The following is a 26,551-nucleotide window of genomic DNA, read 5'->3' on the forward strand; positions in this document are numbered from 1 at the left end:
TCGTCAATCCTGAGAATGGCGAACTTTACCGCGTAGCGCCTTCACGGAAGACTTTTGCGCCTTCGACGACAACCGACGCTCCTTTGCAGCGCGCCCAGGTCTCGTCGCCAGACGGCTTTTCTGTACTGCGGTTAATTCTTTAATGACCGCCACTAACCGGGCAATCGCGGCTTCCCGGTTTAGCTCCTGGCTGCGGTATTCCTGCGCCTTGATAATAATGACACCGTCCTGACTGATCAGATGGTGACTGGCGCTTAACAGGCGTTCCTTATAATACTCTGGCAGCCCGGATGCCCGAATGTCAAAACGCAAATGGATAGCCGTCGAGGTCTTATTAACGTGCTGCCCACCCGCTCCCTGAGCTCGAATCGCCGTGATCTCCAGCTCATTATCGGGAATAGAGACGTTTCGGGAGATAACAATCATGAAGCCTGTTGCCACGCAGTCAGATGAATTTCCAGATTATTCTGAGCATCCGACAGCCAAATAGCACCATCTTGTATGGTCGCCTGCAACGTCATGGTACGACCGGCAAAATCGCTCAGTTGCGCCAGTTGTTCATCATCCAGATACCACACGGACAAGTTAGAGAACTGCGCGCACTTACTCTGGTTTTGTTGCCACCAGATTTGTGCTGCGCGGCTATTGTAGGTAAACAGCGCGACCTCTGCGGCCTGAGTACAGGCTTTCTTAACACGGCGCTCATCGGGGAGTCCAAGCTCAATCCACAGATCGACACCGAGGTGATCGTTACGCAGCCACGCTTCAGGCTCATCTTCCGCACTCAGGCCGCGCGTAAACTGTAGCCGTTCGTCGGCATATTTAATCCACGCCAACAAGCGCAGCATCATGCGCTCCTGCGTTTCAGAGGGGTGACGCGCCAGCGTTAATGTCGCATCAAGAAACTGGTTGCGATCCAGATCCGCCACATTGACAACAGCTTTATAAATTGTCGCTTTAAGCGCCATGAGAGAGCTCCTTTCGAATCAGGCGCACATTGTAACGAAATCGGCGGCAAAAGGCTGTTAACGGATGCCTTATGTCTGTGCTATCAAGACGCTGATATTGCTTGAATGAGTATGGTATAGTCACCTTGCTAAACAGAGTTTATCTTCGTAGGCTTAGACTTGCATCCACGGTTAAGTCAGAATGCTGACAGGAGGGCATGTGGAAAAATATTGTGAGTTAATACGCAAGCGGTATGCGGAAATCGCCAGCGGAGACTTAGGGTATATCCCGGATGCGCTGGGTTGCGTATTGAAAGTGCTTAATGAAGTGGCAGAAGACAGCGCCATTTCAGAGTCGGTCAGGGAAAAGGCGGCCTATGCTGCCGCGAACTTACTGGTGAGCGATTATGTCAATGAATGAAACATATCAACCCATCAATTGCGATGACTACGACAATCTTGAGCTCGCCTGCCAGCATCATTTAATACTGACGCTGACGCTGAAAGATGGCGAGGTTATGCAGGCAAAAGCCAACGATCTGGTCTCTCGTAAAAATGTGGAATACCTGATTGCAGATGTCTCAGGCGAAACGCGTGAGCTACGTCTCGACAAAATTTCCAGTTTCAGCCACCCGCAAATTGGAACCGTGGTGGTCAGCGAATCCTGAATATGTGTTGCCGGATGGCGTTGCAAACACCTTATCCGGCCTACGCGCCATGCGATACGTAGGCCTGATAAGCGCAGCGTCATCAGGCATTTCAGATGCTCTTATCCCACACCAATTTCACCCCCGATTCCCCCTCTGCAAGCCCCTCACGCGTAACAAATACGCCAGCAGCCGCAATCAGCGTTTCGCCATAAAACAGCATCGGCGTTGTATCCCGTCGCCAGGAGGGAACGCCCAGCTCCTGCCAGATTTTCTTCAACTTGCGTCCACCGTTGCGTCCCGCAATATGCAGTAACCCCGATGCTTTAAAACGGATACTGACCGGCTCGTCGGCACGCGGCGTTCGCAGCTCACCACCGGCCACCAGGTGTACCGTTCCAAGACCGGCGGGCAATTCCAGCGGCGTTTGCCACGACAACCAGCTCAACACCGTATCGCTTTGCCCTGCAACGGATTTAATCCACCACAGTTGTGACTGGTAACGACGGATTTCATACTCGCCAAAACGCAAGCACGGGGACGCATCCTCTCGCGCCAGCGCCGCTTCCTGCCAGATGCGCTCCAGCCCGTCACGCGAGGGCATCGGCGCATTCTGCGCCGCCAGCCAACGACGTAATATTGCAGCACGGCGGGCATCGCTCATCGCCATGAGCGGTTGCAACTGTAGCGAACCTTGCGACGTGGTACAGCCAATGACCTCGTCAGCTAACAACTCATCCAGCAGGCTTTCCTGCTCCGCGCACAATGCCGCGCTACGGGCTGTCGCTCCGGCAAAGTGCGGCCAGCGTTGTTGCAGGAGCGGGATGATACGCAGCCGTAAAAAATTACGATCGTAGGCATCATCCTGATTGCTCTCATCTTCAATCCAGCGTAGCTCATGCGCTCTTGCCCACTGTTCAAGTGCGCTACGTGTTTCCATCAGCAGCGGGCGAATAAGAGACGAACCGGCAAACGGCGAACGTTCCCCCATCGACGAAAGCCCCGCCGGGCCGCTGCCGCGCTTCAGCGCCAGCAGAAAGGTTTCGCACTGGTCGTCGAGATGCTGGGCGGTGACCAGCACTTCGCCGGGCTGCAATATCCGGGCAAAAGCGTCATACCGCGCGCGGCGAGCCTGCGCTTCAATCCCCAGCCCCGAATCCTGAAGCTGGACGCGCTCCACCACCAGCGGCACCTGCCATTGCTGACACACCGCCTCACAGTGTGCCACCCAGTTGTCGGCATGGGGACTGAGTCCATGATGGACATGAATCGCGCGCAGAGTGAGACCTGGGCTCTGTTGCCGCCACTGCACCAGTTGATGCAGGAGCACAGTGGAATCCAGACCACCGCTAAAAGCCACCAGAATCTGGCGACTGGTCAGGAGTGAAGTGTTCAGGGTGAGTGTCGTCATGATGCTTACTTACTGTGGCGTTGCCCGGCACGTTACCGGGCTGAAGCCGTAATGACAAGTCTTACTGCTCGTATAACTCAAGCGGCAACCCGTCAGGATCGTTAAAAAAGGTGAAGCGTTTTTGGGTAAACGGATCGATACGCACGGGCTCGCATTTCACGCCGTTTTCTTCCAGATGCGCAATGGCCTTTTCCACATCATCGACGCTAAAGGCAAGATGACGCAAGCCACAGGCTTCCGGTCGACTGGGACGCGCTGGCGGGAAGGGAAACGAAAACAGTTCAATGACATACTGCCCGTTCAACGCCAGGTCACCTTTCCAGGAGTCACGCTCCTCTCTGTACGCTTCGCTCATCAGCGTAAAACCCAGCACATCGCAATAAAATGCCTTACTGGCGGCGTAGTTTGTCGCGATGATCGCAATATGGTGAACCTGTTTTAATCCCAGCATAGCGTCTCCTTTAGGCATGTTATCAACACGTTACCCGTCAATCACGGGCGAAAGCAAGCGGTTAACCCATTTTTAGGACTCTCACACGGTATACCCCATCTTCATCCTGTTTCGCACCATGAATATCCGTTTCAAACCCAGGATAGTGATGGCCGATAGAACACAGCATTAACAGGAAATCGAGCACGGCCCGACTCTCTTCGGTGATCATTTCCCCCGGCATCAGCAGCGGGACTCCCGGTGGATAAGGCAACACCATATTGGCCGAAATACGCCCCACCAGTTGATCAATCGCGATAGTTTCGACTTCACCTTTGATCTGCCTCTGCCAGGCTTCGTGAGGCGTCATTTTCATTTCAGGCAAGGTATCGAACGCCCGCAGCATCAGGCCAGAAAGATCGTGCTGACGGATCAGGGTATGGATCCCCTGAGCCAGATCCTGAATCCGCATATTGCGATAAAAATCGGGATCTTCCGCGTACAGATCCGGCAGCATATTTTTAACGCGAAGGTTAAGATCGTAAGAGCGCTTGAACTCCGTCAGACCGCGCAGCAAACCCATCGCCCGCGTTTTATCGATACCGATGCTAAACAGGAACAACAGGTTATATGGCCCTGTTTTCTCAACAACCACACCGCGTTCATCGAGGAATTTCGCCACCAGCGCCGCCGGTATCCCTTCCTCGCTCATCGTGCCCTGCTCATCCATCCCCGGCGTCAGGATCGTGACTTTGACCGGGTCGAGAAACATGTGATCGCTATCGGCATCGGAAAATCCATGCCACGCTTCCCCTGGCGCGACAGGCCAGCACTGCGCTTCATCAATCTCTTCCGGCTGCCAGATATCAAAAAACCAACTGTCCGACTCTTCCCGTAGCCGCTGCACCTCTTTACGAAAATGGAGCGCGCGTTCCACCGAACGGTTGATTAAGCGCTTACCCGGGTTGCCGCGCAGCATTGCCGCCGCCGTCTCGATAGAAGCCACAATGGGATAGCTGGGTGACGTTGAGGTGTGCATCATAAACGCTTCATTAAAGGTATCCTCATCGTACTCACCTTTAATATGGATGAGGGATGCCTGAGATAAGGCCGCCAGCATCTTGTGCGTAGATTGCGTTTCGAAAATCACCTTCCCTGGCACCCGTTCACCGCTCATTCCGCTTTTTCCTTGATAAATCGGATGAAAATGGGTGTACGGTACCCAGGCAGAGTCAAAATGAATCGAAGGCACCTCCAGCGTTTGCTTGATCCAGTTTGTGTTATAGAGCAAGCCGTCGTAGGTCGAGTTGGTGATGACCGCATGTACCGGCCACTGCGCCCGTGCCGTTTCTGCCACTTTACGTTCAATGTTGGTACGGGAGAATTCTCGCCGGGGGATCCCGCCAAGAATGCCAAGCGCATTTCGCGTGGGTTTCAACCAAATGGGAACCACATCGCTCATCATCAGCAAGTGCGCGAGAGATTTATGACAGTTGCGATCGATAAGCAATGTACTGCCTGCCGGAGCCGCATACATCCCGACAATTTTATTCGATGTCGAGGTTCCATTCGTCACCATGTAACTCTGTTCTGCGCCAAATGTGCGGGCAATGTATTCTTCGGCTTCCAGGTGTGGGCCCGTATGATCCAGCAAAGATCCTAACTCGGTAACAGAAATAGAGACGTCGGCTTTCAGCGTATTACCGCCAAAAAAATCATAGAACAGGCAACCAACAGGACTCTTTTGGTATGCCGTCCCCGCCATATGGCCTGGCGTACAAAAGGTGTACTTCCCCTCTTTCACATAGGTAAACAACGCCCGGGTAAACGGCGGTGTGATGTTTTCCAGGTATTCGTTGGTGTACTGGCGAATGCGCGTTGCGATATCGTCGGACTGACCCAGCGCGTACTCAAAAAACCACAGCGCCATCCGCATATCCTGCGCACTCACATCCATGGTCGAGTGCGTATTAATAAACGCGTAAAGGGGAAGATATTCGTTCAGTTGGTTTATATCGCTACACAGTTCGAGGCTGTATTCATCCCAGTCAAAAATCACGCCGCAGATCCGCGGGTTGTGTTCGATAAACTTGAGCAGGTCAACGCTATTTTGTGGCCAGATTATCTGGAATCCCTGTGATTGCAGAGAATGTTCAAGCTCCTTGATGGGCTCGTCTTTATAAAAAACCCCGTGCGGCCCCATTATGGCAATGATATTCATGCGTTCCTCCTGGAAAATCCTTAGCTAATCATAGCCTGGTCAAACCGCAGGTAAAAAAAAGGGCCACAAAAAGTGGCCCTTTTCAGAAAAGTAGCGCGTTACGCGTAGCCGTAGCTCATCAGACGCTGATAACGACGATTTTTCAAATCGTCTTTGCTCAACACATCGAGATCGGCCAAATCAGACAACAATTGCGCTTTCAAAGACGCCGCCATGGTTTCCGGGTTGCGATGCGCGCCGCCCAGCGGTTCTGGAATGATCGAATCGATAAGCTTCAGCTCTTTCAGACGCGGAGCGATGATGCCCATTGCTTCTGCAGCCAGCGGCGCTTTGTCTGCGCTCTTCCAGAGGATAGAGGCGCAACCTTCCGGAGAGATAACGGAATAAGTGCTGTACTGCAGCATGTTAACCTTGTCACCCACGCCAATCGCCAGTGCGCCGCCGGAACCACCCTCACCGATAACGGTGCAGATAACCGGGACGCTAAGACGTGACATTTCACGCAGGTTGCGGGCAATAGCTTCGGACTGACCGCGCTCTTCCGCACCGACACCTGGATAGGCGCCAGGGGTGTCGATAAAGGTAATGATCGGCATGTTGAAACGCTCGGCCATTTCCATCAAACGCAGCGCTTTACGATAGCCTTCCGGCGCTGGCATACCGAAGTTACGACGGATTTTTTCTTTTGTCTCACGGCCTTTCTGGTGACCAATGATCATCACCGGACGACCTTCCAGACGTGCGATACCGCCGACGATAGCTTTATCATCTGCATAAGCGCGATCGCCCGCCAGTTCGTCAAATTCATCAAACGCCAGGCGGACATAATCCAGGGTATATGGACGCTGTGGGTGGCGTGCCAGTTGGGCAACCTGCCATGCGCCAAGATCGGCGAAGATTTTGCGCGTCAGCTCTACGCTTTTTTCGCGCAGACGATGGACTTCTTCATCGATGTTAATATCCAGTTTCTCATCCTGACGGCTCACCGCAGTCAAAGAATCGATTTTCGCTTCCAGCTCTGCAATCGGCTGTTCAAAATCAAGGAAATTCAGACTCATAGTATTCCTGTATTAGTCAAACTCCAGTTCCACCTGCTCCGAACCAATGAGGCCACGGAGATCGTTAAGTAAACGATCGCTCGGAGAGACACGCCACGATGCGCCAAAGCGCAACCGCGCACGTGCATCCGCCCTCTGATAGTAGAGATGTACTGGAATTGTCCCCGAGCGGTGGGGTTCCAGAGACTGACGGAGTCGGTTTAAAAGCTGGTCATCAATTTGCCTGTCCGTCAGCGAGATAGCAAGCCCGCGAGCATATTTTTCACGGGCTTCGTCAATATCCATCACTTCGCGGGCGGTCATTTTAAGCCCCCCGCTGAAGTCATCAAAGCTGACCTGTCCGCTGACGATAAGTATGCGGTCTTTTTCCAGCAATTGCTGGTATTTATCCAGGGCATCGGTAAACAACATGACTTCCAGACGCCCGGAACGGTCATCCAGAGTGCAGATGCCGATACGATTGCCGCGCTTGGTGACCATAACCCTTGCGGCAATGACGAGCCCCGCAGCCGTGGTGACTTTACCACGTTCTGTCGGATGCATGTCTTTCAGCCTGTAGCCTCCGACATAGCGCTCAATTTCTTTTAAATACTGGTTGATGGGGTGTCCCGTCAGGTACAACCCTAACGTTTCTCGCTCCCCATCTAACACCACCTGCTCAGGCCATGGCTGGCAACTGGCGTAGGATTGCTCTACTTGCTCCGGTTCTTCCGCCAGAACACCAAACATATCCGCCTGACCGATAGCTTCGGCTTTCGCGTGCTGGTCGGCGGCTTTCAGGGCATCGCCCAACGCATTCATCAGTGCGGCCCGATGCGGCCCAAGGCGGTCAAACGCCCCGGACATGATCAGTTTTTCCAGCACCCGGCGGTTAAGTTTTTTGGTGTCCGTACGCGCACACAGATCAAACAGCTCCCGGAAATAGCCGCCTTCGTTACGCGCTTCAATAATAGCTTCAATCGGGCCTTCGCCCACGCCTTTAATCGCGCCGATGCCGTAAACAATCTCACCGTCATCATTGACGTGGAAATGATACAGCCCGGAGTTGATATCCGGCGGCAGGATCTTCAGCCCCATGCGCCAGCACTCATCGACCAGGCCAACTACCTTCTCGGTGTTGTCCATATCGGCGGTCATTACCGCGGCCATAAACTCCGCCGGATAGTGCGCTTTCAGCCACAGCGTTTGATACGATACCAGGGCATAAGCGGCGGAGTGAGATTTGTTAAACCCGTAACCGGCGAATTTCTCCACCAGGTCAAAGATTTTCATCGCCAGTTCGCCGTCAACACCGCGTTTTTTCGCCCCTTCTTCAAAGGTGCCGCGCTGCTTGGCCATCTCTTCCGGCTTTTTCTTACCCATCGCACGACGCAGCATATCCGCGCCGCCGAGCGTATAGCCGGAGAGTTCCTGGGCAATCTGCATGACCTGTTCCTGGTACAGGATGATGCCGTAGGTTGGCTCCAGCACCGGTTTCAGACACTCATGCTGCCATTGAACATCCGGATAGGAAATCTCTTCGCGACCATGCTTACGGTCGATAAAGTTATCTACCATCCCTGATTGCAACGGACCAGGACGGAACAGCGCCACCAGGGCTATCATATCTTCGAAGCAGTCAGGCTGCAGACGTTTGATCAGGTCTTTCATGCCGCGGGATTCAAGCTGGAAGACTGCAGTAGTCTCCGAGCGCTGCAGCATGTCGAAGCTTTTCTTGTCGTCTAACGGAATCGCAGCGATATCCAGCGGCGGCTCGCCGTTTTTCTCACGGCGGGCGTTGATCATCTCCAGCGCCCAGTTAATGATAGTCAGCGTACGCAGGCCCAGGAAGTCGAACTTCACCAGCCCGGCATATTCCACGTCGTTTTTATCAAACTGGGTGACCGGATGCAGCCCCTGTTCATCACAATACAGCGGCGCAAAATCGGTAATTTTGGTTGGCGCGATCACCACACCACCGGCGTGTTTACCGGCGTTACGTGTGACGCCTTCCAGCTTACGCGCCATATCAATCAGCGCTTTAACCTCTTCATCTGCCTCGTAAATTTCTGGCAGTTGCGGTTCTGCTTCAAACGCTTTTGCTAATGTCATGCCCGGATCGGGAGGCACCAGCTTAGATATGCGGTCCACAAAGCCGTACGGATGCCCCAGCACGCGGCCAACGTCACGGATAACCGCTTTTGCCGCCATCGTACCGAAAGTAATGATCTGTGATACCGCATCGCGACCATACATATCCGCCACGTGCTCGATTACCTGGTCGCGTTTCTCCATGCAGAAGTCAACGTCGAAGTCAGGCATAGAAACACGTTCCGGGTTAAGGAAACGTTCGAACAGCAGGTCAAATTCCAACGGATCAAGGTCGGTAATTTTGAGTGCATAGGCCACCAGTGAGCCCGCACCGGAACCACGTCCCGGCCCGACCGGCACGCCGTTATCTTTCGACCACTGGATAAACTCCATAACGATCAGGAAGTAACCCGGGAAGCCCATTTGGTTGATAACTTTGAGTTCAATCTCCAGACGTTCATCGTAAGGCGGGCGCTTCTGCGCGCGGACTTCAGGATCGGGGAACAGGAACTCCAGACGCTCCTCCAGCCCTTCATGGGATTTTGCCACGAGGAAATCCTCGGTGGTCATATCGCCGGTCGGGAACTGAGGCAGGAAGTACTCACCGAGGCGCACCGTCACGTTGCAGCGCTTGGCTATCTCAACGGTGTTTTCCAGCGCTTCCGGGATGTCGGCAAAAAGCTCGCACATCTCCTCTTCGCTGCGCATATACTGCTGCGGCGAATAGTTACGTGGACGCTTTGGATCGTCAAGGGTAAAGCCATCGTGGATGGCGACGCGAATTTCATGCGCATCAAAATCGCCCGTTTCGAGAAAACGGACGTCGTTGGTGGCCACGACCGGCAAGCCGCGCGTTTCAGCCAGCTCTACCGCCGCATGCAGGTACGTCTCTTCATCCGGTCTGCCGGTGCGAATAAGCTCAAGGAAGTAACGATCGGGAAAATGTTCTTCGTAAAACGCGACACACTCTTCAGCCAGCGCGCTGTTACCACGCAACAGGCAACGCCCCACATCGCCCATCCGCCCGCCAGAGAGCAGAATCAATCCCTCTTTTAATTCGACCAGCCAGTCACGATCGATAATCGGCCCGGCTGCGCCATAACCGCGCTGATACGCTTTAGAGATCAATAACGTCAGATTCTGATAACCGGTATTGTTCGCCGCCAGTACCGTCAACTGGGTGAGTTCATCGCCCAGTTGCTCGCTCTGAACGTGAAAATCAGCACCGACGATAGGTTTTATCCCCGCGCCGTGGCCCGCTCCGTAGAACTTCACCAGACCGCAAAGGTTAGTAAAATCGGTGATCGCCAGCGCAGGCATGCCCAACGCGGCCGCCTTTTTCACCAGCGGTCCGGTTTTCGCCAGCCCATCGATCATAGAGTAGTCGCTGTGCACCCGTAGGTGAACGAAACGTGGTTCAGACATCTTTAGATTCCGGTTTACTTATTCTCGACGCAAGAATCAGGACGCAAGTCCCAGTGCACGTTTGACAGGAGCAAAGCTGCGTCGGTGATGCTCCGTCGCACCATATTCGGCCAGCGCTTCCAGATGAAAAGCGGTTGGATAACCTTTGTGTTTCGCAAAGCCATATTGGGGAAATACGGCGTCCAGCGCGGTCATCTCAGCATCTCGCGTCACTTTTGCCAGAATGGATGCGGCACTTATTTCCGCCACCCGGCTATCGCCTTTCACCACGGCCATAGAAGGCACCGGCAGCGCCGGACAGCGATTACCGTCTATCAGCACGTATTCCGGCGCAATATGCAGGCCCGCAACGGCTCGCTGCATCGCCAGCATGGTCGCGTGCAAAATATTCAGCTCATCGATCTCATGCGGCTCCGCACGCCCCAGGCTCCAGCTTAACGCTTTTTCTTTAATTTCGTCATACAGCGCCAGGCGACGCTTTTCTGAAAGCTTTTTTGAGTCGTTGAGCCCCACAATTGGGCGGGCCGGATCAAGAATGACGGCGGCGGTAACGACCGCGCCGACCAGAGGCCCGCGCCCGACTTCATCCACACCGGCCACTAAATGGGTATGCGGATAAACAAATTCAATCATCGTGCTAACTCCAGAACTGCATCCGCTGCCTGCTCATCGGCATTGCAACGGATCTGCTGATGCAGTGCGCGGAATGTGTCGTGCATTGCGTGGCTGGTTTTACCGTTTGCCAACAGGGGCAATAATGCTTCCGCCAACGCCTTCGGTTCACACTCTTCCTGCAACAGCTCTTTGACTAACTCTCTTCCTGCCAGCAGATTAGGCAGCGAAACATAGTCGGTTTTTACCAGTCGTTTCGCTAACCAGAACGTGAAGGGCTTCATGCGATAACCCACCACCATCGGACATTTCGCCAGCATACACTCCAGCGCCGCCGTTCCCGACGCCAGCAGGGCTGCATCGCTCGCCACCATGGCTTCACGTCCCATTCCATCAAGCAAATGGACTGAGAGATCAGGTGCCACTTCAGCTTTGATTCGCTCGAACTGCTCGCGACGTTTGGCATTGACCAACGGCACCACGACTTCAAGATCGGGATAGTGTTGTCGCAACAACTGCGCGGTTTTCAGGAAGTCAGCGCTGAGCATTTCGACTTCTGCGCCACGGCTGCCAGGTAACAATGCGAGGCAATGGGCATCGTGAGGGATCCCCAGCACATCGCGGGCCGCATTTTTATCCGGATCCAGCGGCATGGCATCCGCCATCGTGTGACCAATAAAGCGGCACGGTACATTAAATTTATCGTAAAACGCTTTTTCGAAAGGCAGAAACGCCAGCACCATATGGGTGGATCTGCCTATTTTGAAAACACGTTTCTGTCGCCACGCCCAGACGGACGGACTGACGTAATGAATGGTTTTAATACCCTGCTTTTTGAGGTTGCCCTCAAGGGTGATGTTAAAATCCGGGGCATCAATACCCACAAAGACATCCGGTTGCAGGTCGGTAAAACGCGTCGTGAGATCGGCTCGAATGTGCAGCAAACGGCGCAAGCGTCCGAGCACTTCAACAATGCCCATCACCGCCAGCTCTTCCATTTCGTACCAGGCTTCGCAACCTTCGGCCTGCATGAGTGGGCCGGCAACACCGACAAAACGGGCGTTGGGCACACGTAATTTGAGAGCACGGATCAGACCTGCACCAAGAATATCGCCGGAGGTTTCTCCGGCGACCAGGGCAATCGTTAAAGGGCGCTGTTCAGCCATTAACGAATCAGACCGCGTGTTGAGCGGGCAAAGAAATCACTGAATAGCTGAACGTCCGGGTACTGCTTCGCCAGTTCGGCGATTTCCGGTTTGGCTTCTTCCAGCGTTTTGCCGCTACGGTACAACGCTTTATAGGCGTTGCGAATCGCAGTGATCGCTTCGCGGGTGAAACCGCGGCGCTTCAGCCCTTCGATGTTGACGCCAAACGGCGTCGCGTGGTTGCCCTGAGCAATAACGTACGGCGGAACGTCCTGAGCAACGCCAGAACAACCGCCAACCATCACGTGCGCACCGATAATGCAGAACTGGTGCACAGCGGTCATGCCGCCGATGATGACAAAATCATCAAGCGAAACATGGCCCGCAAGGGTCGCGTTATTGGCCAGAATACAGCGGTTACCTATCGTACAATCATGCGCCACGTGGGCATTGATCATCAGTAAGTTATCGCTGCCCACCTTCGTCAGCCCACCACCCTGCACTGTGCCACGATGAATGGTGACGCTTTCGCGAATGCGGTTACGATCGCCAATTTCCACACGGGTCGGTTCACCCGCATATTTCAGATCCTGGTTAACTTCACCGATAGAGGCGAACTGATAAATCTCATTATCGCGACCAATTTTAGTATGGCCATTCACGACAACGTGAGACTTCAGTACGGTACCCTCACCAATTTCTACATGGGGTCCAACAATACAAAAAGGGCCAATGTGAGCATTAGCGCCAATAGAGGCGCCTTCTTCCACAATGGCGGTAGGATGAATAAAGGCGGATTTATCAATCACGTATCAGGCCTCCCGGCTACGGGCACACATCATAGTTGCTTCGCAAACGACTTTACCGTCAACCAGAGCAACCCCTTTAAAGCGGGTCAGGCCACGGCGTGTTTTCTCGAAAGTGACTTCCATGATCATCTGATCGCCTGGCACGACAGGACGCTTAAAGCGTGCTTCGTCAATACCTGCGAAGTAATACAGTTCACCTGGCTCCAGTTTTCCTACGCTTTTAAAGGCGAGGATACCTGTTGCCTGAGCCATTGCTTCCAGAATCAGCACGCCCGGAAAAATCGGTTTGCCAGGGAAATGGCCCTGGAAAAATGGCTCGTTAACGGAAACATTCTTCACTGCGCGCAGAAAACGACCTTCTTCAAAATCCAGCACACGATCAACCAGCAAAAACGGAAAACGGTGCGGCAGAAGTTCTAAAATCTCTTCAATATGCAGAGTATGAGTGTTAGTAGTCAAAATACTCTTCCTGTCTAAATATACTAAAAGGCAATAATAACACGGCCTGCCGCAATCGAAAGAATGCTGACAGGCCGGAAAGTTTGGCACGCAAAAGGTGAAGCGTTAGTCTTGCTGATTAACCTTGCGCTCAATCGTTTTGAGACGCTTGCTCATATCATCAATGTTCATCACCAGCGCAGCGGTTTTACGCCATACTTTATTAGGTTGCAACGGAATGCCTGAGGAATAGACGCCAGGTTCAGTGATAGGACGCATCACCATACCCATGCCAGTTACCGTGACTTTGTCGCATATTTCCATATGCCCGTTGATCACACTGGCGCCGCCAATCATGCAGTAACGGCCAATCTTCAGGCTGCCCGCCATTATGACGCCACCGGCAACCGCCGTATTGTCGCCAATCACGACGTTATGTGCAATCTGGCACTGATTATCAATGATCACACCATTACCGATAATGGTATCGTCCAGCGCACCACGATCGATAGTTGTACAAGCGCCGATCTCCACGCGATCGCCGATAATAACGCGACCAAGTTGCGGGATCTTCACCCAATTACCACGATCGTTGGCATAGCCAAAACCGTCTGCACCCACAACCGTGCTGGACTGGATCAGACAATTTTCACCAATCTGAATGTCGTGGTAAATCGTCACATTTGCCCACAAGCGTGAACCTGCGCCGATTTTTGTATTCTTTCCAACGAAGCAACCCGGACCGATAACCACGTTATCGCCAAGCGTTACGCCAGATTCGATCACCGCGTTTGCACCTACGGAGACATTGTTACCCAGCGTCGCCGTTGCATCAATCACTGCACTGGGTGCAATGTTTTGCGCTGGCTGCGGCGTGGTATCTAAAATTTGTGCCATTCGCGCATACGTCAGGTAGGGATTCTTCACTACCAGGGCGGCACTCTTAGCAAAAGGAAGATCATCCTGCGTCATCACGACGGCAGAAGCCTGACATAAAGCCAGATGCTCACGGTACTTAGGATTTACCATGAACGTGATATTACCTGTTTGCGCAGATTGCATGGACGCAACGCCGGTGATGACGATATCGCCATCACCGTGTAATTCTGCATCCAACTGCTCTGCTAAATCAGCCAGTCGAATTGAAGGCATTACTTATTTAACCTGTTTCAGTACGTCAGCGGTGATATCTTTCACTTCGCTGCTGTTGTAAGCAACGGTGTTAGCATCAACGACCAGATCGATATCCTGGCTGTTAGCGACGGATTTCACAGCAGTCTGGATACGAGTAACCAGTTTGCCACGTTCTTCGTTGGAACGGCGCGCACGATCCTGCTCAAAAGACTGTGCTTTCTGAGCAAAAGCCTGACGTTGAGCCATGACTTCTTTTTCCAGCTTAGTACGATCGCTACCAGCCTTCATAGACTGCAGACGTTGCATTTTAGATTGCAGATCGGATTCCATACGCTGCAGTTCGCTGGCACGGCCTTTGAACTCATTTTCCAGCGTGCTGGAAACACCCGTCTTCTGCGCAACCTGCTGGAACAGACTACCCATGTTGACGATTGCAATTTTGTCAGCAGCCTGTGCGGACGTAACCATTGCTAAACCGAGACCTGCAGCTAATAACCACTTTTTCACAATAAACTCCTTACCATCCCATTTGCACCCGAAGGTACAGCTCTTTGCGTGGCCAGGCGACCCTTAATGGGATCGCCAAAAGTCATCGCTACACAACACTTACATTCCTTTGCGAAGAACAATTACCAGGTTTTACCAATGTTAAACTGGAACTGCTCTTTTTTGTCTCCATCGTAATCCTTAAACGGCTGGGCATAGGAGAAGACCAACGGCCCCAATGGGGACATCCATTGTAATGCGATACCTGCAGACATACGGATATTGCTTGGATCGCTGTAGTCCGGATAACCGGCATACTTGCTGGAATCCCAGTTAGTATCCCACACGGTACCCATATCCCAGAAGAAAGAGGTACGGACCGAGTTGGCGTATTTTTCGCTAATGAACGGCGTTGGGGTAATGAATTCCAGGCTGGCGACAGCCATCGCGTTACCGCCCACTGCATCATCAGATTCGCACGGCGCTGTGTTAGTGCTTGCGCACTCGTTTTCGAAATCATCGTCACCGTCATGACGACTGTTCGCAGGTAAATACAGTGCCTTCGGACCAATGGTGTTGGACTGGAAACCACGCACGGTGCTTGAACCACCCGCATAGAAGTTCTCATAGAACGGCATTTCTTTGCCGCCTAAGCCATCACCATAACCCCAACGGGTACGACCCAGAACCACCCATTTGTGATCATCATCAATCGGCACATAGGTCGCCGTATCCAATGTCGCTTTGTAGTATTCGTTGTCTGAGCCCGGAATGGTCACTTTACCGTTCAGGTTGATACGCGTCCCTTCCGTCGGGAAGTACCCGCGGTCAAGTTTGTTGTATGTCCAACCATAGTTGAAGGTGAAGTCATCTGCAGCAAAACTGTTGTTATCATTCGTCGGGTCTGGATTTTCTCCCATCGAATCAAGATAACGCCACATCGCTACCTGCGGCTGCATGTTAGACAGTTTGTTATGCACATAACCTAAACCGGCACGCAGCGTGTTGTATTCGTTGATTGGGAAGCCCAGCGTGACGTCCGTACCATAGCTTTTGTTGGTATAGTCGGACAGGTCAGCATCATCAGCTTCAAAGTCGTTATAGAAGACACGACCACCGAGGCTAACGCCATCAACGGTAAAGTACGGGTTCGTTACAGACAACTCAGTATAGGTTTGATAGTCGTTTTTGGTACCGTTGATCCCAACGGAATAACCCGTACCCAACCAGTTGTCCTGCTGAACGCCGGCCTGGAAGCTGACGCCGCTTTCCGTACCGTAACCCACACCGAAGTTGAAGCTACCGGTGTTACGTTCTTTAACCTTGTAAACCACATCAACCTGATCCGGGATGCCTGGAACACGCTGTGTATCGGTGTCGACGGTTTCAAAGTAACCCAGACGGCTCAGACGCTCTTTACCCTGATCGACCAGGTCGCTGCCTAACCATGCCCCTTCCATCTGACGCATTTCACGGCGCAAAACGGAATCTTTGGAGGTATCGTTACCTTCAAAACGGATCTTACGCACATAGAAACGGTTACCCGCGTCCACGTTCACACGTAATTTTACGGTTTTGTCAGCATCGTTGATTTCAGGCTGCGACTGTACACGCGGATATGCATAACCATAGCGACCCAGAAGCTTCTTGATATCATCTTCCATTTTGGTCACTTTGGTGCCGTTATAGAGTTCGCCCGGCTCAATCTTCGTCAGGCTCTCAATTTCAGCAGAATGACCCGCCAGGTTACCGCTCACTTCAACACCTGAAAGCTTGTACTGTTCGCCTTCGGTGATGTTAACGGTGATGTAGATCCCTTTCTTGTCTGGGGTCAGACTTACCTGCGTAGAGTCAATGTTGAACCGCGCGTAACCGCGATCCAGATAGTAACTGCGCAACGTTTCGAGGTCGCCCGCCAGTTTCTGTTTCTGGTACTTACGGTCGCCCACGACGTTCCACCACGGTACTTCATCCCGCAGTTGGAAGTGAGAAATGAGTTCGTCAGTGCTGAAGGCATGGTTACCGACGATATTGATCTGTTGGATCTTCGCCGATACGCCTTCCTGGAACACCAGTTTGAGGTCAACACGGTTACGCGGCAACGGCGTGACAACCGCTTTCACGCTGGCACTGTATTTACCGACGCTATAGTAGAAGTCTTCCAGTCCTTTTTCGATATCAGCCAGAGTGGTGCGATCCAGAGATTCGCCAACACGTACGCCAGACGCCTCGAGGTTTTGCTTAAGCATTTCTTCTTTTACCGATTTGTTACCGGAGAAAGTAATGCTGGCAATCGTCGGACGTTCTTTTACCTGAACCAGAAGGGTATCACCGTCACGCAGGACACGGACATCCTCAAAGTTACCAGTGGCAAACAGAGCGCGAATGGTATTACTGATATCTTCATCATTAACCGTGTCGCCTGTGCGCACCGGCATACTTAGGAGGGCCGCACCAACAGCGACTCGCTGCAGGCCTTCGAAATGAATGTCCTTCACTACGAACCCTTCAGCACCGTATACGGTGGCGCTGCTAAACAGCAGCGACGCTATGAGCAACTTTTTCATCGCCATCGTTATTATGCGTTCTTCCTAACACTCTCTTACAACCGAGAGAAATCATTGAAAAGTGCAAGCCCCATTAACAACACCAGCAAAATCGAGCCAATGCGATAACTAAAGTCTTGAACCCGCTCGGATACCGGACCGCCCTTCAGCTTTTCAATCGCCAGGAACAGCAGATGCCCCCCGTCAAGAACGGGCAACGGAAACAGGTTGATTATCCCTAAGTTCACGCTGATAAGCGCAAGAAACATCAGGTAATAAATGCCCCCAAACTCCGCTGACATCCCAGCCCCCTGAGCGATAGAAATCGGCCCACTGAGGTTGTTCAGTTTCACATCACCGGTAATCAATTTTCCCAGCATACTGACCGTCAGCTTCATCAACTGCCACGTTTTGTCCGTGGCTTCGAGGATGGCGCTGAACGGCCCATACTGGCGTACTGTCTTGTACTCATCTGGCAGAGGTATAATTTTAGGCACCACGCCCGCAAAACCTTCTGCTTTACCGTTAACCGGTTTTGTATCCGGAATTAACGTCAAAGACAAGGAACTCCCTTGTCTTTCGATTTCGAGTGCTAACGGTTTACCCGGATTATCGCGCACCAGCGTCACGAACATCATCCATTGCGTTAGCGATTGACCATCGACTTTAACGATCCTGTCGCCAGCTTGCAAACCCGCCTTACTTGCTGCGGAGTTCGTCTGCACTTCTGACAACACGGGTTCAATCTGTGGACCGCGTGGTCGAATCCCTAAAGACGATACAGGATCTTCTTTGTCTGGCTCAAATGCCCACTGACGCAAATCCAGCGTTTTGTCCTGGCGTTGGTTACTCCCAAACGGCGCCACGCTGATTGTCGTATGCTCATCGCCGATTTTCGACACCAATTGTAAACGGACGGCATCCCAATCAGGGGTTTCGATACCATCAACGGCTTTAAGTTCCGTACCTGGCCGAATTTGCGCCTGGGCAGCAATGGAGTTGGGCGTTATTTCGCCAACGACCGGACGCACACCAGGGACACCGATGATAAAGACCAGCCAGTAAGCAAATATAGCGAAAAGGAAGTTTGCAATCGGACCTGCGGCGATAATCGCCGCCCGCTGTCCAACGGTTTTGTTATTGAATGCATGGTGGCGCAGTTCCGGTATTACCGGCTCTGCGCGCTCATCCAACATTTTGACGTAACCGCCGAGGGGGATAAGAGCGATGACATACTCAGTGCCAAAACGATCGGTGCGTCGCCAAAGCGCTTTACCAAAACCAATGGAAAAGCGCTCGACACGAACGCCGCAGCGCCGGGCAACCCAGAAATGACCAAATTCATGCACGGTGATAAGCACACCCAGTGCGATGATGAATGCAGCCAGATTCCAGAGAATACTCAGCATAATACCTTCCGTTAAAGCGTCCTGAATACCAACAACAGCAGGCACGCAAAGACCGGTACTGCAGCCGTCAGGCTATCAATACGATCAAGAATACCACCATGTCCTGGGATCAAATGACCGCTATCCTTAATTCCCGCTTCACGCTTAAACATACTCTCCGTTAAGTCACCCAGCACAGAGGCCAACGCAGCAACAATAGAGCATATGAACAAGGTTGAAGGCGCGACATCAAGGTTAGCCCACATACTGTAACCCCATGAGATCACCGCAGCGGTCACCAGACCACCAATAAAACCTTGCCATGTTTTACCGGGAGAAACCTTAGGCGCCAGCTTATGTTTGCCAAACAGTTTGCCAAACATATACGCCCCGGAGTCTGCTCCCCAGACGAGGATCATGACATAGAGCAGCCACACAGCGCCACTGTAATGATTCTCATCATAGTGCCAGGCGCGCAGCGCCAGCATTCCCCAGAAGAAGGGAACGATGGTCAGTACGCCGAAAATAACGCGTAATATCTTCGAGTTACGCCACATTGCGGCTGAGCCCGGATAAAACAACACCAGCAACAACGCCACAATCCACCAGCCCAGCGACAGCCAAAGCGAGGCTTCAACCAGCGGTTGGCGAATATTGTGATGATATTCGGGTAATAAAAATAGCATCAGTGCCAGCAATAACCCGCACAGCACCGCCAGCCAGACCCGTTGTGTACGAGTGGCAAAACCGCTTAACTGTCCCCATTCCCAGGCGGCCAGCATACAAACGACCAGCGTAACAATGGCGAACCCCACCGGCGGCAACAGAAAAAGTGCCGCGATGACAACAGGTATTAAAACAAAAGCAGAAATCAGGCGATACTTCAGCAAAAGCGACCCCCATCAGGCTTTGTCATCACCGGGCTCGGTGCCGCCGAAACGACGCTCTCGATTAGCAAAGGCATGCAGCGCACCTTCAAAGTCTTGTTCATCGAAATCGGGCCAAAGAACATCAGTAAAGTAAAGTTCGGCGTAGGCAATTTGCCACAGCAAAAAATTACTGATGCGATGCTCTCCCCCAGTCCTAATTACTAAATCCACAGGAGCCAGCTCATGCATGCAGATTTGCTGACTTAGCATTTCTTCATCGATCTGATCAGGGCGCAGCAGACCTTCCTGCACCTGTTCCGCCAGTTGCCTGACTCCCTGGACAATATCCCAACGTCCGCCGTAGTTCGCGGCAATATTCAGCGTCAACCCGGTATTCTGGGCCGTGAGCGCTTCAGATTTGCGAATACGTTCTTGCAAACGCGAGTTAAATCGACTGGTATCTCCAATAATGCGCAGACGCACGTTATGGCGGTGCAGGCTTTTTACTTCACTATCAAGCGCCCACACAAACAGCTCCATTAACGCACTGACTTCCTGCGCTGGTCGGTTCCAGTTCTCACTACTAAAGGCATACAGCGTTAACGCGTCAATACCGTTATTGGCAGCGAAAGACACAGCACGACGGACAGATTTTGCCCCGGCCTTGTGCCCAAAGGCTCGAATCTTCCCTTGTTTCTTCGCCCAGCGACCATTGCCATCCATAATGATCGCAACATGACGACAGCCATGTGCTGGCAAATTTTCGCTTAATGGTTGAGTTGCAGACAACATAACGCGTTTTTAGTCCCTGAAAGGATTTAACGGTACTCAGGAATACTGAAGCCTTTACAAAAAAAAGCCGTGTCAAACCACGGCTTACCTGACCGAAAAAAGCCAAATACCTGCGATCAGGTGGCGCAGACTATATCACTGAAGCACAACGCTAACAAATAGCACGATCTACTGTAGATGGATTATCGTCATATGGCGCGTCGCGTGACTTGTTTTCTGGCGACTTCCCGTGCGATGGCATCGACCTTCAGTACGTCGTCTACGCTTTGTGGCTCCTGCAGATCCATGTTCTCCAGTACCGACAAATTCAGACTGGCAATATCGGTAAAACGAATCTGCTGAGCAAGAAATGCGGCGACAGTGACCTCATTCGCCGCATTAAGCGCTGTTGTGGCGGCTTGTCCCTGCTCGAAGGCGTCCATCGCCAGTTTCAGGCACGGATAACGCTGATAATCCGGCGCAGAGAACGTCAACGCGCTGAGCGAGCAAAAATCAAGCGGCTTCACGCCAGAAGAGACTCGATTCGGCCATGCCATCGTATGGGCAATTGGCGTGCGCATGTCCGGCTCTCCCAATTGCGCCAGGACGCTACCGTCCTGATAACGCACCATGGAGTGAATCACAGACTGCGGATGAATCAGCACTTCCATCTGGCTTGCGCTGGCATTGAACAACCAACGCGCTTCAATGTATTCCAGACCTTTATTCATCATAGTGGCCGAATCGACAGAGATTTTTCTCCCCATCGACCAGTTCGGATGACGGCATGCCTGATCGGGCGTCATCGTCGCCAGATCGCGCAATGGCGTTTCACGGAACGGGCCACCAGACCCGGTAAGCAAAATCGACACCACGCCATTTTGCTCGAGGTCAGCGTATCCCAGGTTGTGCTGAATAGGTTGCGGCAAACTCTGAAAAATCGCGTTATGTTCGCTATCTACCGGTAAAAGCTGGGCTTTACTGTGTTTCACCGCATCCATGAACAGACGCCCGCAGGTCACCAGCGACTCTTTATTCGCCAGCAGGATGGTTTTCCCCGCATGGATAGCCGCCAGCGTCGGCAACAGACCGGCAGCGCCAACAATCGCCGCCATCACCTGATCAACGTCATCAAGCGCCGCCATATCACAGGCCGATTGTTGCCCGCTCAGCACCTCAGTACGGCTGCCATGCTGCAAAAGCGCCGCCTTCACCTGACGGGCGCTATTCTCATCGTCCATCACGGCGTAACGCGGGGTGAATTCCAGGCACTGCTCGACCATACGGGTAACATTTTTACCCGCCACCAGTGCAACAATGCGGAAATTGTCTGGGTTATGGCGCACCACATCCAGTGTGCTGCAACCAATAGAGCCGGTTGAGCCCAGAATGGTTAAATGCTTCATAAGACGTCCAGAAGAATTGAGATACGATAAAAAGCAAAACGCCGCCAGCCAACCTTTACAGGTTTTCTGTGCGGCGTTTTAGTCGTACAGGGAAATCAGAACTGCATCAGTTCAGTTTCTTTTTCTGCCAGCGCCGCATCAACTTTCTTGATGGCTGCGTCGGTCATTTTCTGCACGTCTTCCTGAGAACGACGATCGTCATCTTCACTGATCTCTTTCTCTTTCAGCAGAGCTTTCACTTTATCGTTCGCATCACGACGTACGTTACGTACGGCAACACGTGCTTGTTCAGCTTCACCACGAACGATTTTCGTCAGATCTTTACGACGTTCTTCCGTCAGCGGAGGCAGCGGAACACGAATATCGCTACCTGCAGAGCTTGGGTTCAGGCCGAGGTCAGAAGCCATAATCGCTTTCTCAACGGCTGGCCCCAAAGAACGGTCAAACACGTTGATTTTCAGAGTACGGGAATCTTCTACCGTTACGCTTGCCAGCTGACGCAGCGGCGTCGGCGTGCCGTAATATTCCACGACAATGCCATCCAGCAGGCTGGGAGAAGCACGACCCGTGCGTATTTTGCTGATTTGGTTTTTGAACGCTTCGACGCATTTGTCCATGCGTACTTCAGCATCTTTTCTGATTTCGCTAATCACGTTACGAATCCTTGAAAACTTGTCTCAGTCAGACCAGACAGTCACACACAGTAGCAGTGTGCTAAGTATAGCCCTGATTAATTCATATACGGGTAAGAGCCTCTCCCGCGACAGTAAAGCGGAATATTACCTGTATTTGGACATCACGGGAATTATTCCGTGATTAAAGTCCCTTCTTTTTCGCCCATCACAACACGACGCAACGCACCTGGCTTGTTCATGTTGAATACACGAATCGGCAATTTGTGGTCACGAGCCAGCGTGAACGCGGCCAGATCCATCACTTTCAGCTCTTTATCCAGCACTTCATTGTAGGTCAATTGCTCGTACATGGTCGCGGTTGGATCTTTCGCCGGATCGGCAGTAAATACGCCATCTACTTTGGTGGCTTTCAGTACGACATCGGCTTCAATTTCAATACCGCGCAGGCACGCTGCGGAATCGGTAGTGAAGAACGGATTACCCGTACCGGCAGACAAAATAACCACACGGTTATTACGCAGCAGGCTAATCGCTTCTGCCCAGCTGTAATTGTCACATACGCCGTTCAGGGGAATAGCAGACATCAGGCGGGCGTTCACATAGGCGCGGTGAAGCGCATCGCGCATTGCCAGACCGTTCATTACGGTGGCCAGCATGCCCATGTGGTCGCCCACAACGCGGTTCATACCCGCTTTCGCCAGACCAGCACCACGGAACAAGTTACCGCCACCAATCACCACACCAACCTGAATACCCAGTTCAACCAGTTCTTTGATTTCCTGAGCCATACGATCCAGTATGCTTGCGTCGATACCGAAGCCTTCCGTACCCTGCAGAGCTTCGCCGCTCAACTTAAGCAGAATGCGTTTATAGACGGGTTTTGCATTGGTAGCCATGTTTCTTTCCTGAGACTGTCAACGATTAAGATGGGGTTAATTCTGGCGACATATGATATGTCGCATATCAGCACAGAAACGCCTGGAGTCTGTCTGAATTTTGCCTGACGGACACAAAAAGAAGCCGCCCTCAGGCGGCTCCTTATGAAATTAAGACTGCTTGGACATCGCAGCAACTTCTGCTGCAAAGTCAGTCTCAACTTTCTCGATGCCTTCGCCCACTTCAAAGCGGATGAAGCCAGTAACGTCAGCGTTGTGCTCTTTCAGCAACTGAGCAACAGATTTGCTCGGCTCCATGACGAACGGCTGGCCAGTCAGAGAAACTTCGCCGGTGAATTTCTTCATGCGGCCTTCAACCATTTTCTCTGCGATTTCTTTCGGCTTACCAGACTGCATCGCGATGTCCAGCTGAACCTGGTATTCTTTCTCTACCACTTCAGCAGACACGTCTTCCGGCTTAACGAATTCTGGTTTGCTTGCAGCAACGTGCATTGCCAGCTGTTTAACCAGTTCTTCGTCAGCGCCAGTTGCAGCAACCAGAACACCGATACGCGCACCGTGCTGGTAGTTACCCAGAATTTCGCCTTCCAGGGAAGCAACACGACGGATGTTGATGTTCTCACCGATTTTAGCAACCAGCGCAACACGTTCTTCTTCGAACTGTGCTTTCAGAACTTCAACGTCAGTGATTTTGCCAGCAACGGCAGCGTCCAGTACTTTGTCAGCAAATGCCTGGAAACCAGCATCTTTAGCAACGAAGTCAGTCTGGCAGTTAACTTCCAGAATGAAAGCGATGTTGCCGTCGATTTTGGTTTTGATTACGCCGTCAGCAGCAACGTTGCCTGCTTTTTTCGCCGCTTTGATAGCGCCGGATTTACGCATGTTTTCGATTGCCAGCTCGATGTCGCCATTAGCTTCAGTCAGTGCTTTTTTGCAATCCATCATGCCTGCGCCGGTACGCTCACGCAGCTCTTTTACCAGGGATGCGGTAATTTCAGCCATTCTAAAATCCTCGGAAGATTTGATCTGCCCGGCCATAAACCGCACAGATTTAAAAGTGAAAAAGGGGGCCATATACAGGCCCCCTAACCAAACGTGATACTACCTGGTCTATAAGGGCTCTAACGAGCGTGCCTTATTATTCAGCTTCTACGAAGCTTTCTTCCGCCTGGGAAGCCAGATCCTGAGAACGGCCTTCACGAACGGTTGTAGCTACAGCGCCCAGGTACAGGGTAACAGCACGGATTGCGTCGTCGTTACCCGGGATAACGAAGTCAACACCGTCCGGATCAGAGTTGGTATCAACGATAGCAAATACCGGAATACCCAGGTTGTTTGCTTCTTTGATAGCAATGTGCTCGTGGTCAGCATCGATAACGAACAGAGCGTCCGGCAGACCGCCCATGTCTTTGATACCGCCCAGGCTGTTTTCCAGTTTCTCAAGCTCACGAGTGCGCATCAGCGCTTCTTTCTTGGTCAGCTTTTCGAAAGTACCGTCCTGAGACTGAGTTTCCAGGTCTTTCAGACGTTTGATGGACTGACGAACGGTTTTCCAGTTAGTCAGCATACCGCCCAGCCAGCGATGGTTCACGAAGAACTGGTCGCAGCTATTAGCAGCGTCTTTCACCGCTTCGCTTGCAGCGCGTTTAGTACCAACGAAAAGGATTTTGCCTTTGCGAGAAGAGATCTTGTTCAGTTCAGCCAGAGCTTCGTTGAACATCGGTACAGTTTTCTCAAGGTTGATGATGTGAACTTTGTTACGCGCACCGAAGATGAACGGCTTCATTTTCGGGTTCCAGTAACGGGTCTGGTGACCGAAGTGAACACCAGCCTTGAGCATGTCGCGCATGGAAACAGTTGCCATGATTAAAACCTCTATATATAAAGTTGGGGTTATGCCTCCACGTATCCCATATTACCGACCCCAAAGGGCACCCCGGAATATGTGCCGATACGTGTGTGTTGTTACACAAAGTGAGATTTGTCGCTTCCGTCTATCTTGTGTATCTGAGAGAGAACGGAAGTCCGGCGCGCTTTATACCACAAATACGCCCCAGACACCAATAATTGTTGGCAGTCCGTGCTGAATTGAACAATGAATTTCGTGTTACAAGAAGGCGGCAAATTTTTGAATCCCCTGGAGCTTACGAGGAGTAAGTGACTGGGGTGAAAAAATGCAGCCAACGCACTTGTGGCACGAAAGGCGAAGTTCAGAATGATTCTCAATTTGGCAGCGTGTACCCCTGACTGATACCATTGACAGCACTTACACAATTATTGTCGAAATAATCGACACTGATGGACAGAATTCATGGCTATCTCAATCAAGACCCCTGAAGAAATCGAAAAAATGCGCGTCGCTGGTCGTCTGGCCGCCGAAGTGCTGGAAATGATCGAACCGTATATCAAACCGGGCGTCAGCACCGGTGAACTGGATCATATCTGTAACGATTATATCGTTAATGAACAGCATGCTATTTCCGCATGTCTGGGCTATCACGGCTACCCGAAATCCGTCTGCATCTCTATCAATGAAGTGGTGTGTCACGGTATTCCGGATGATGCCAAACATCTGAAAGATGGCGATATCGTCAACATCGACGTGACCGTTATCAAAGATGAATACCACGGCGATACCTCAAAAATGTTTATCGTCGGCAAACCCACTATTCTGGGCGAACGTCTGTGCCGTGTGACGCAGGAAAGCCTGTATCTGGCGCTGCGGATGGTGAAACCGGGCATCCGTCTGCGCACGCTGGGCGCCGCTATTCAGAAATTTGCGGAAGGCGAAGGTTTCTCCGTGGTGCGTGAATACTGCGGTCACGGCATTGGTCGCGGCTTCCATGAAGAACCGCAGGTTCTGCACTATGATGCTGATGACGGTGGCGTCGTGCTGCAAACCGGGATGACGTTCACCATTGAACCGATGCTGAACGCCGGTGATTATCGTATCCGTACCATGAAAGATGGCTGGACGGTAAAAACGAAAGATCGCAGCTTGTCCGCACAGTATGAGCATACTATTGTGGTGACAGAAAATGGCTGTGAAATTCTGACATTACGCAAGGATGACACCATCCCGGCGGTCATCACGCACGACGAATAATTTTTTGCCTGATGGCGATGCTCCCGCATCTTATCAGGCCTACAAATTGCACTATCCCGTAGGCCGGATAAGGCGCTCGCGCCGTCATCCGGCTTTTTTAT

General features: G+C 52.1%; 25 protein-coding genes. 3 read left to right on the forward strand and 22 right to left on the reverse strand.

The genetic code is table 11. From position 1 onward, the window contains the following. Positions 1-3: 3 nt before the first annotated feature. Positions 4-426 carry an alternative ribosome rescue aminoacyl-tRNA hydrolase ArfB gene (arfB, locus tag ACO7SM_RS17375; RefSeq protein WP_192611160.1) on the reverse strand — a complete coding sequence of 141 codons (423 nt, stop codon included), beginning with the start codon at positions 424-426 and terminating at the stop codon, positions 4-6. Next, the gene (locus ACO7SM_RS17380; RefSeq protein ID WP_276292778.1) at positions 423-968 is read right to left on the reverse strand and encodes a YaeQ family protein; all 546 of its coding nucleotides are present in this window, start codon (positions 966-968) and stop codon (positions 423-425) included. Before ACO7SM_RS17380 ends, arfB begins: the two co-directional genes overlap by 4 nt. 199 nt (positions 969-1,167) lie before the next feature. On the opposite strand from ACO7SM_RS17380, the gene ACO7SM_RS17385 reads away from it, so the two are divergent. Continuing rightward, on the forward strand, positions 1,168-1,368 hold the full coding sequence (locus tag ACO7SM_RS17385) for a YaeP family protein (protein ID WP_203358855.1): 201 nt from the start codon (positions 1,168-1,170) through the stop codon (positions 1,366-1,368). Next, on the forward strand, positions 1,355-1,615 hold the full coding sequence (rof, locus tag ACO7SM_RS17390; protein ID WP_162381175.1) for a Rho-binding antiterminator: 261 nt from the start codon (positions 1,355-1,357) through the stop codon (positions 1,613-1,615). Before ACO7SM_RS17385 ends, rof begins: the two co-directional genes overlap by 14 nt. Before the next feature lie 91 nt (positions 1,616-1,706). Here rof and tilS read toward each other — a convergent pair whose 3' ends face one another. The 20 genes from tilS to rpsB all read right to left on the reverse strand — a co-directional run bounded on the left by tilS (position 1,707) and on the right by rpsB (position 25,208). Then, positions 1,707-3,005: a tRNA lysidine(34) synthetase TilS gene (tilS, locus tag ACO7SM_RS17395; protein WP_490468558.1), complete on the reverse strand. Its 1,299-nt coding sequence runs from the start codon at positions 3,003-3,005 to the stop codon at positions 1,707-1,709. 61 nt (positions 3,006-3,066) lie between these two features. After that, entirely contained in the window at positions 3,067-3,456 is a 390-nt protein-coding gene (locus ACO7SM_RS17400) for a VOC family protein (RefSeq protein WP_192611156.1), read from the reverse strand. Between the two features lie 61 nt (positions 3,457-3,517). Next, positions 3,518-5,656 carry a lysine decarboxylase LdcC gene (ldcC, locus tag ACO7SM_RS17405; protein WP_490468559.1) on the reverse strand — a complete coding sequence of 713 codons (2,139 nt, stop codon included), beginning with the start codon at positions 5,654-5,656 and terminating at the stop codon, positions 3,518-3,520. Positions 5,657-5,754: 98 nt separating this feature from the next. Next, positions 5,755-6,714 (reverse strand): acetyl-CoA carboxylase carboxyl transferase subunit alpha, encoded by a 960-nt coding sequence (gene accA / locus ACO7SM_RS17410; RefSeq protein ID WP_203358859.1) that lies wholly within the window; start codon positions 6,712-6,714, stop codon positions 5,755-5,757. Between the two features lie 12 nt (positions 6,715-6,726). Next, positions 6,727-10,209, reverse strand: coding sequence for a DNA polymerase III subunit alpha (dnaE, locus tag ACO7SM_RS17415; protein WP_490468560.1), 3,483 nt, complete (start codon positions 10,207-10,209; stop codon positions 6,727-6,729). A 36-nt stretch (positions 10,210-10,245) separates the two neighbouring features. Continuing rightward, positions 10,246-10,842, reverse strand: a complete 597-nt coding sequence (rnhB, locus tag ACO7SM_RS17420) for a ribonuclease HII (protein ID WP_490468561.1) — start codon at positions 10,840-10,842, stop codon at positions 10,246-10,248. Beyond that, complete coding sequence (lpxB, locus tag ACO7SM_RS17425) at positions 10,839-11,987, reverse strand: lipid-A-disaccharide synthase (RefSeq protein ID WP_490468562.1); 1,149 nt, start codon at positions 11,985-11,987, stop codon at positions 10,839-10,841. Before lpxB ends, rnhB begins: the two co-directional genes overlap by 4 nt. Further along, on the reverse strand, positions 11,987-12,775 hold the full coding sequence (gene lpxA / locus ACO7SM_RS17430) for an acyl-ACP--UDP-N-acetylglucosamine O-acyltransferase (protein WP_192611150.1): 789 nt from the start codon (positions 12,773-12,775) through the stop codon (positions 11,987-11,989). The genes lpxB and lpxA overlap by 1 nt, the downstream gene beginning before the upstream one ends. A gap of 3 nt (positions 12,776-12,778) precedes the next feature. Next, on the reverse strand, positions 12,779-13,234 hold the full coding sequence (gene fabZ, locus ACO7SM_RS17435) for a 3-hydroxyacyl-ACP dehydratase FabZ (protein WP_003018528.1): 456 nt from the start codon (positions 13,232-13,234) through the stop codon (positions 12,779-12,781). A gap of 105 nt (positions 13,235-13,339) precedes the next feature. Beyond that, positions 13,340-14,365: a UDP-3-O-(3-hydroxymyristoyl)glucosamine N-acyltransferase gene (gene lpxD, locus ACO7SM_RS17440; protein ID WP_490468563.1), complete on the reverse strand. Its 1,026-nt coding sequence runs from the start codon at positions 14,363-14,365 to the stop codon at positions 13,340-13,342. Between the two features lie 3 nt (positions 14,366-14,368). After that, the gene (gene skp, locus ACO7SM_RS17445; RefSeq protein ID WP_490468564.1) at positions 14,369-14,854 is read right to left on the reverse strand and encodes a molecular chaperone Skp; all 486 of its coding nucleotides are present in this window, start codon (positions 14,852-14,854) and stop codon (positions 14,369-14,371) included. Positions 14,855-14,976: 122 nt separating this feature from the next. Further along, positions 14,977-17,406: an outer membrane protein assembly factor BamA gene (gene bamA, locus ACO7SM_RS17450; protein ID WP_490468565.1), complete on the reverse strand. Its 2,430-nt coding sequence runs from the start codon at positions 17,404-17,406 to the stop codon at positions 14,977-14,979. A 29-nt stretch (positions 17,407-17,435) separates the two neighbouring features. Next, the gene (gene rseP, locus ACO7SM_RS17455) at positions 17,436-18,788 is read right to left on the reverse strand and encodes a sigma E protease regulator RseP (RefSeq protein WP_192611146.1); all 1,353 of its coding nucleotides are present in this window, start codon (positions 18,786-18,788) and stop codon (positions 17,436-17,438) included. 11 nt (positions 18,789-18,799) lie between these two features. Continuing rightward, positions 18,800-19,657 carry a phosphatidate cytidylyltransferase gene (gene cdsA / locus ACO7SM_RS17460; RefSeq protein ID WP_490468566.1) on the reverse strand — a complete coding sequence of 286 codons (858 nt, stop codon included), beginning with the start codon at positions 19,655-19,657 and terminating at the stop codon, positions 18,800-18,802. Positions 19,658-19,669: 12 nt separating this feature from the next. Then, on the reverse strand, positions 19,670-20,428 hold the full coding sequence (gene ispU / locus ACO7SM_RS17465) for a (2E,6E)-farnesyl-diphosphate-specific ditrans,polycis-undecaprenyl-diphosphate synthase (protein ID WP_162381150.1): 759 nt from the start codon (positions 20,426-20,428) through the stop codon (positions 19,670-19,672). A 188-nt stretch (positions 20,429-20,616) separates the two neighbouring features. After that, a complete protein-coding gene (gene ispC / locus ACO7SM_RS17470; RefSeq protein WP_490468567.1) occupies positions 20,617-21,813 on the reverse strand; it encodes a 1-deoxy-D-xylulose-5-phosphate reductoisomerase in 1,197 nt (398 codons plus the stop codon). Between the two features lie 95 nt (positions 21,814-21,908). Continuing rightward, entirely contained in the window at positions 21,909-22,466 is a 558-nt protein-coding gene (gene frr, locus ACO7SM_RS17475) for a ribosome recycling factor (RefSeq protein ID WP_203358868.1), read from the reverse strand. A 152-nt stretch (positions 22,467-22,618) separates the two neighbouring features. Beyond that, positions 22,619-23,344 carry a UMP kinase gene (pyrH, locus tag ACO7SM_RS17480; RefSeq protein WP_046475796.1) on the reverse strand — a complete coding sequence of 242 codons (726 nt, stop codon included), beginning with the start codon at positions 23,342-23,344 and terminating at the stop codon, positions 22,619-22,621. A 150-nt stretch (positions 23,345-23,494) separates the two neighbouring features. Beyond that, positions 23,495-24,346 carry a translation elongation factor Ts gene (tsf, locus tag ACO7SM_RS17485; protein WP_203358869.1) on the reverse strand — a complete coding sequence of 284 codons (852 nt, stop codon included), beginning with the start codon at positions 24,344-24,346 and terminating at the stop codon, positions 23,495-23,497. A gap of 136 nt (positions 24,347-24,482) precedes the next feature. Beyond that, positions 24,483-25,208, reverse strand: coding sequence for a 30S ribosomal protein S2 (gene rpsB / locus ACO7SM_RS17490; RefSeq protein ID WP_490468568.1), 726 nt, complete (start codon positions 25,206-25,208; stop codon positions 24,483-24,485). Positions 25,209-25,655: 447 nt separating this feature from the next. Here rpsB and map point away from each other — a divergent pair, with 447 nt between their 5' ends. After that, positions 25,656-26,450 (forward strand): type I methionyl aminopeptidase, encoded by a 795-nt coding sequence (map, locus tag ACO7SM_RS17495; RefSeq protein ID WP_490468569.1) that lies wholly within the window; start codon positions 25,656-25,658, stop codon positions 26,448-26,450. The last annotated feature ends 101 nt before the right edge of the window (positions 26,451-26,551 follow it).

The sequence above is a fragment of the Citrobacter sp. LJND-P06 genome, from assembly GCF_058188415.1.

Excerpts from the sequence above, each read along its gene's own strand:
- arfB (WP_192611160.1), bottom strand. The coding sequence starts at position 426 with ATGATTGTTATCTCCCGAAACGTCTCTATTCCCGATAATGAGCTGGAG.
- ACO7SM_RS17380 (WP_276292778.1), bottom strand. The coding sequence starts at position 968 with ATGGCGCTTAAAGCGACAATTTATAAAGCTGTTGTCAATGTGGCGGAT.
- rof (WP_162381175.1), top strand. The coding sequence starts at position 1,355 with ATGTCAATGAATGAAACATATCAACCCATCAATTGCGATGACTACGAC.
- tilS (WP_490468558.1), bottom strand. The coding sequence starts at position 3,005 with ATGACGACACTCACCCTGAACACTTCACTCCTGACCAGTCGCCAGATT.
- ACO7SM_RS17400 (WP_192611156.1), bottom strand. The coding sequence starts at position 3,456 with ATGCTGGGATTAAAACAGGTTCACCATATTGCGATCATCGCGACAAAC.
- ldcC (WP_490468559.1), bottom strand. The coding sequence starts at position 5,656 with ATGAATATCATTGCCATAATGGGGCCGCACGGGGTTTTTTATAAAGAC.
- accA (WP_203358859.1), bottom strand. The coding sequence starts at position 6,714 with ATGAGTCTGAATTTCCTTGATTTTGAACAGCCGATTGCAGAGCTGGAA.
- dnaE (WP_490468560.1), bottom strand. The coding sequence starts at position 10,209 with ATGTCTGAACCACGTTTCGTTCACCTACGGGTGCACAGCGACTACTCT.
- rnhB (WP_490468561.1), bottom strand. The coding sequence starts at position 10,842 with ATGATTGAATTTGTTTATCCGCATACCCATTTAGTGGCCGGTGTGGAT.
- lpxB (WP_490468562.1), bottom strand. The coding sequence starts at position 11,987 with ATGGCTGAACAGCGCCCTTTAACGATTGCCCTGGTCGCCGGAGAAACC.
- lpxD (WP_490468563.1), bottom strand. The coding sequence starts at position 14,365 with ATGCCTTCAATTCGACTGGCTGATTTAGCAGAGCAGTTGGATGCAGAA.
- bamA (WP_490468565.1), bottom strand. The coding sequence starts at position 17,406 with ATGGCGATGAAAAAGTTGCTCATAGCGTCGCTGCTGTTTAGCAGCGCC.
- rseP (WP_192611146.1), bottom strand. The coding sequence starts at position 18,788 with ATGCTGAGTATTCTCTGGAATCTGGCTGCATTCATCATCGCACTGGGT.
- ispU (WP_162381150.1), bottom strand. The coding sequence starts at position 20,428 with ATGTTGTCTGCAACTCAACCATTAAGCGAAAATTTGCCAGCACATGGC.
- ispC (WP_490468567.1), bottom strand. The coding sequence starts at position 21,813 with ATGAAGCATTTAACCATTCTGGGCTCAACCGGCTCTATTGGTTGCAGC.
- pyrH (WP_046475796.1), bottom strand. The coding sequence starts at position 23,344 with ATGGCTACCAATGCAAAACCCGTCTATAAACGCATTCTGCTTAAGTTG.
- tsf (WP_203358869.1), bottom strand. The coding sequence starts at position 24,346 with ATGGCTGAAATTACCGCATCCCTGGTAAAAGAGCTGCGTGAGCGTACC.
- rpsB (WP_490468568.1), bottom strand. The coding sequence starts at position 25,208 with ATGGCAACTGTTTCCATGCGCGACATGCTCAAGGCTGGTGTTCACTTC.
- map (WP_490468569.1), top strand. The coding sequence starts at position 25,656 with ATGGCTATCTCAATCAAGACCCCTGAAGAAATCGAAAAAATGCGCGTC.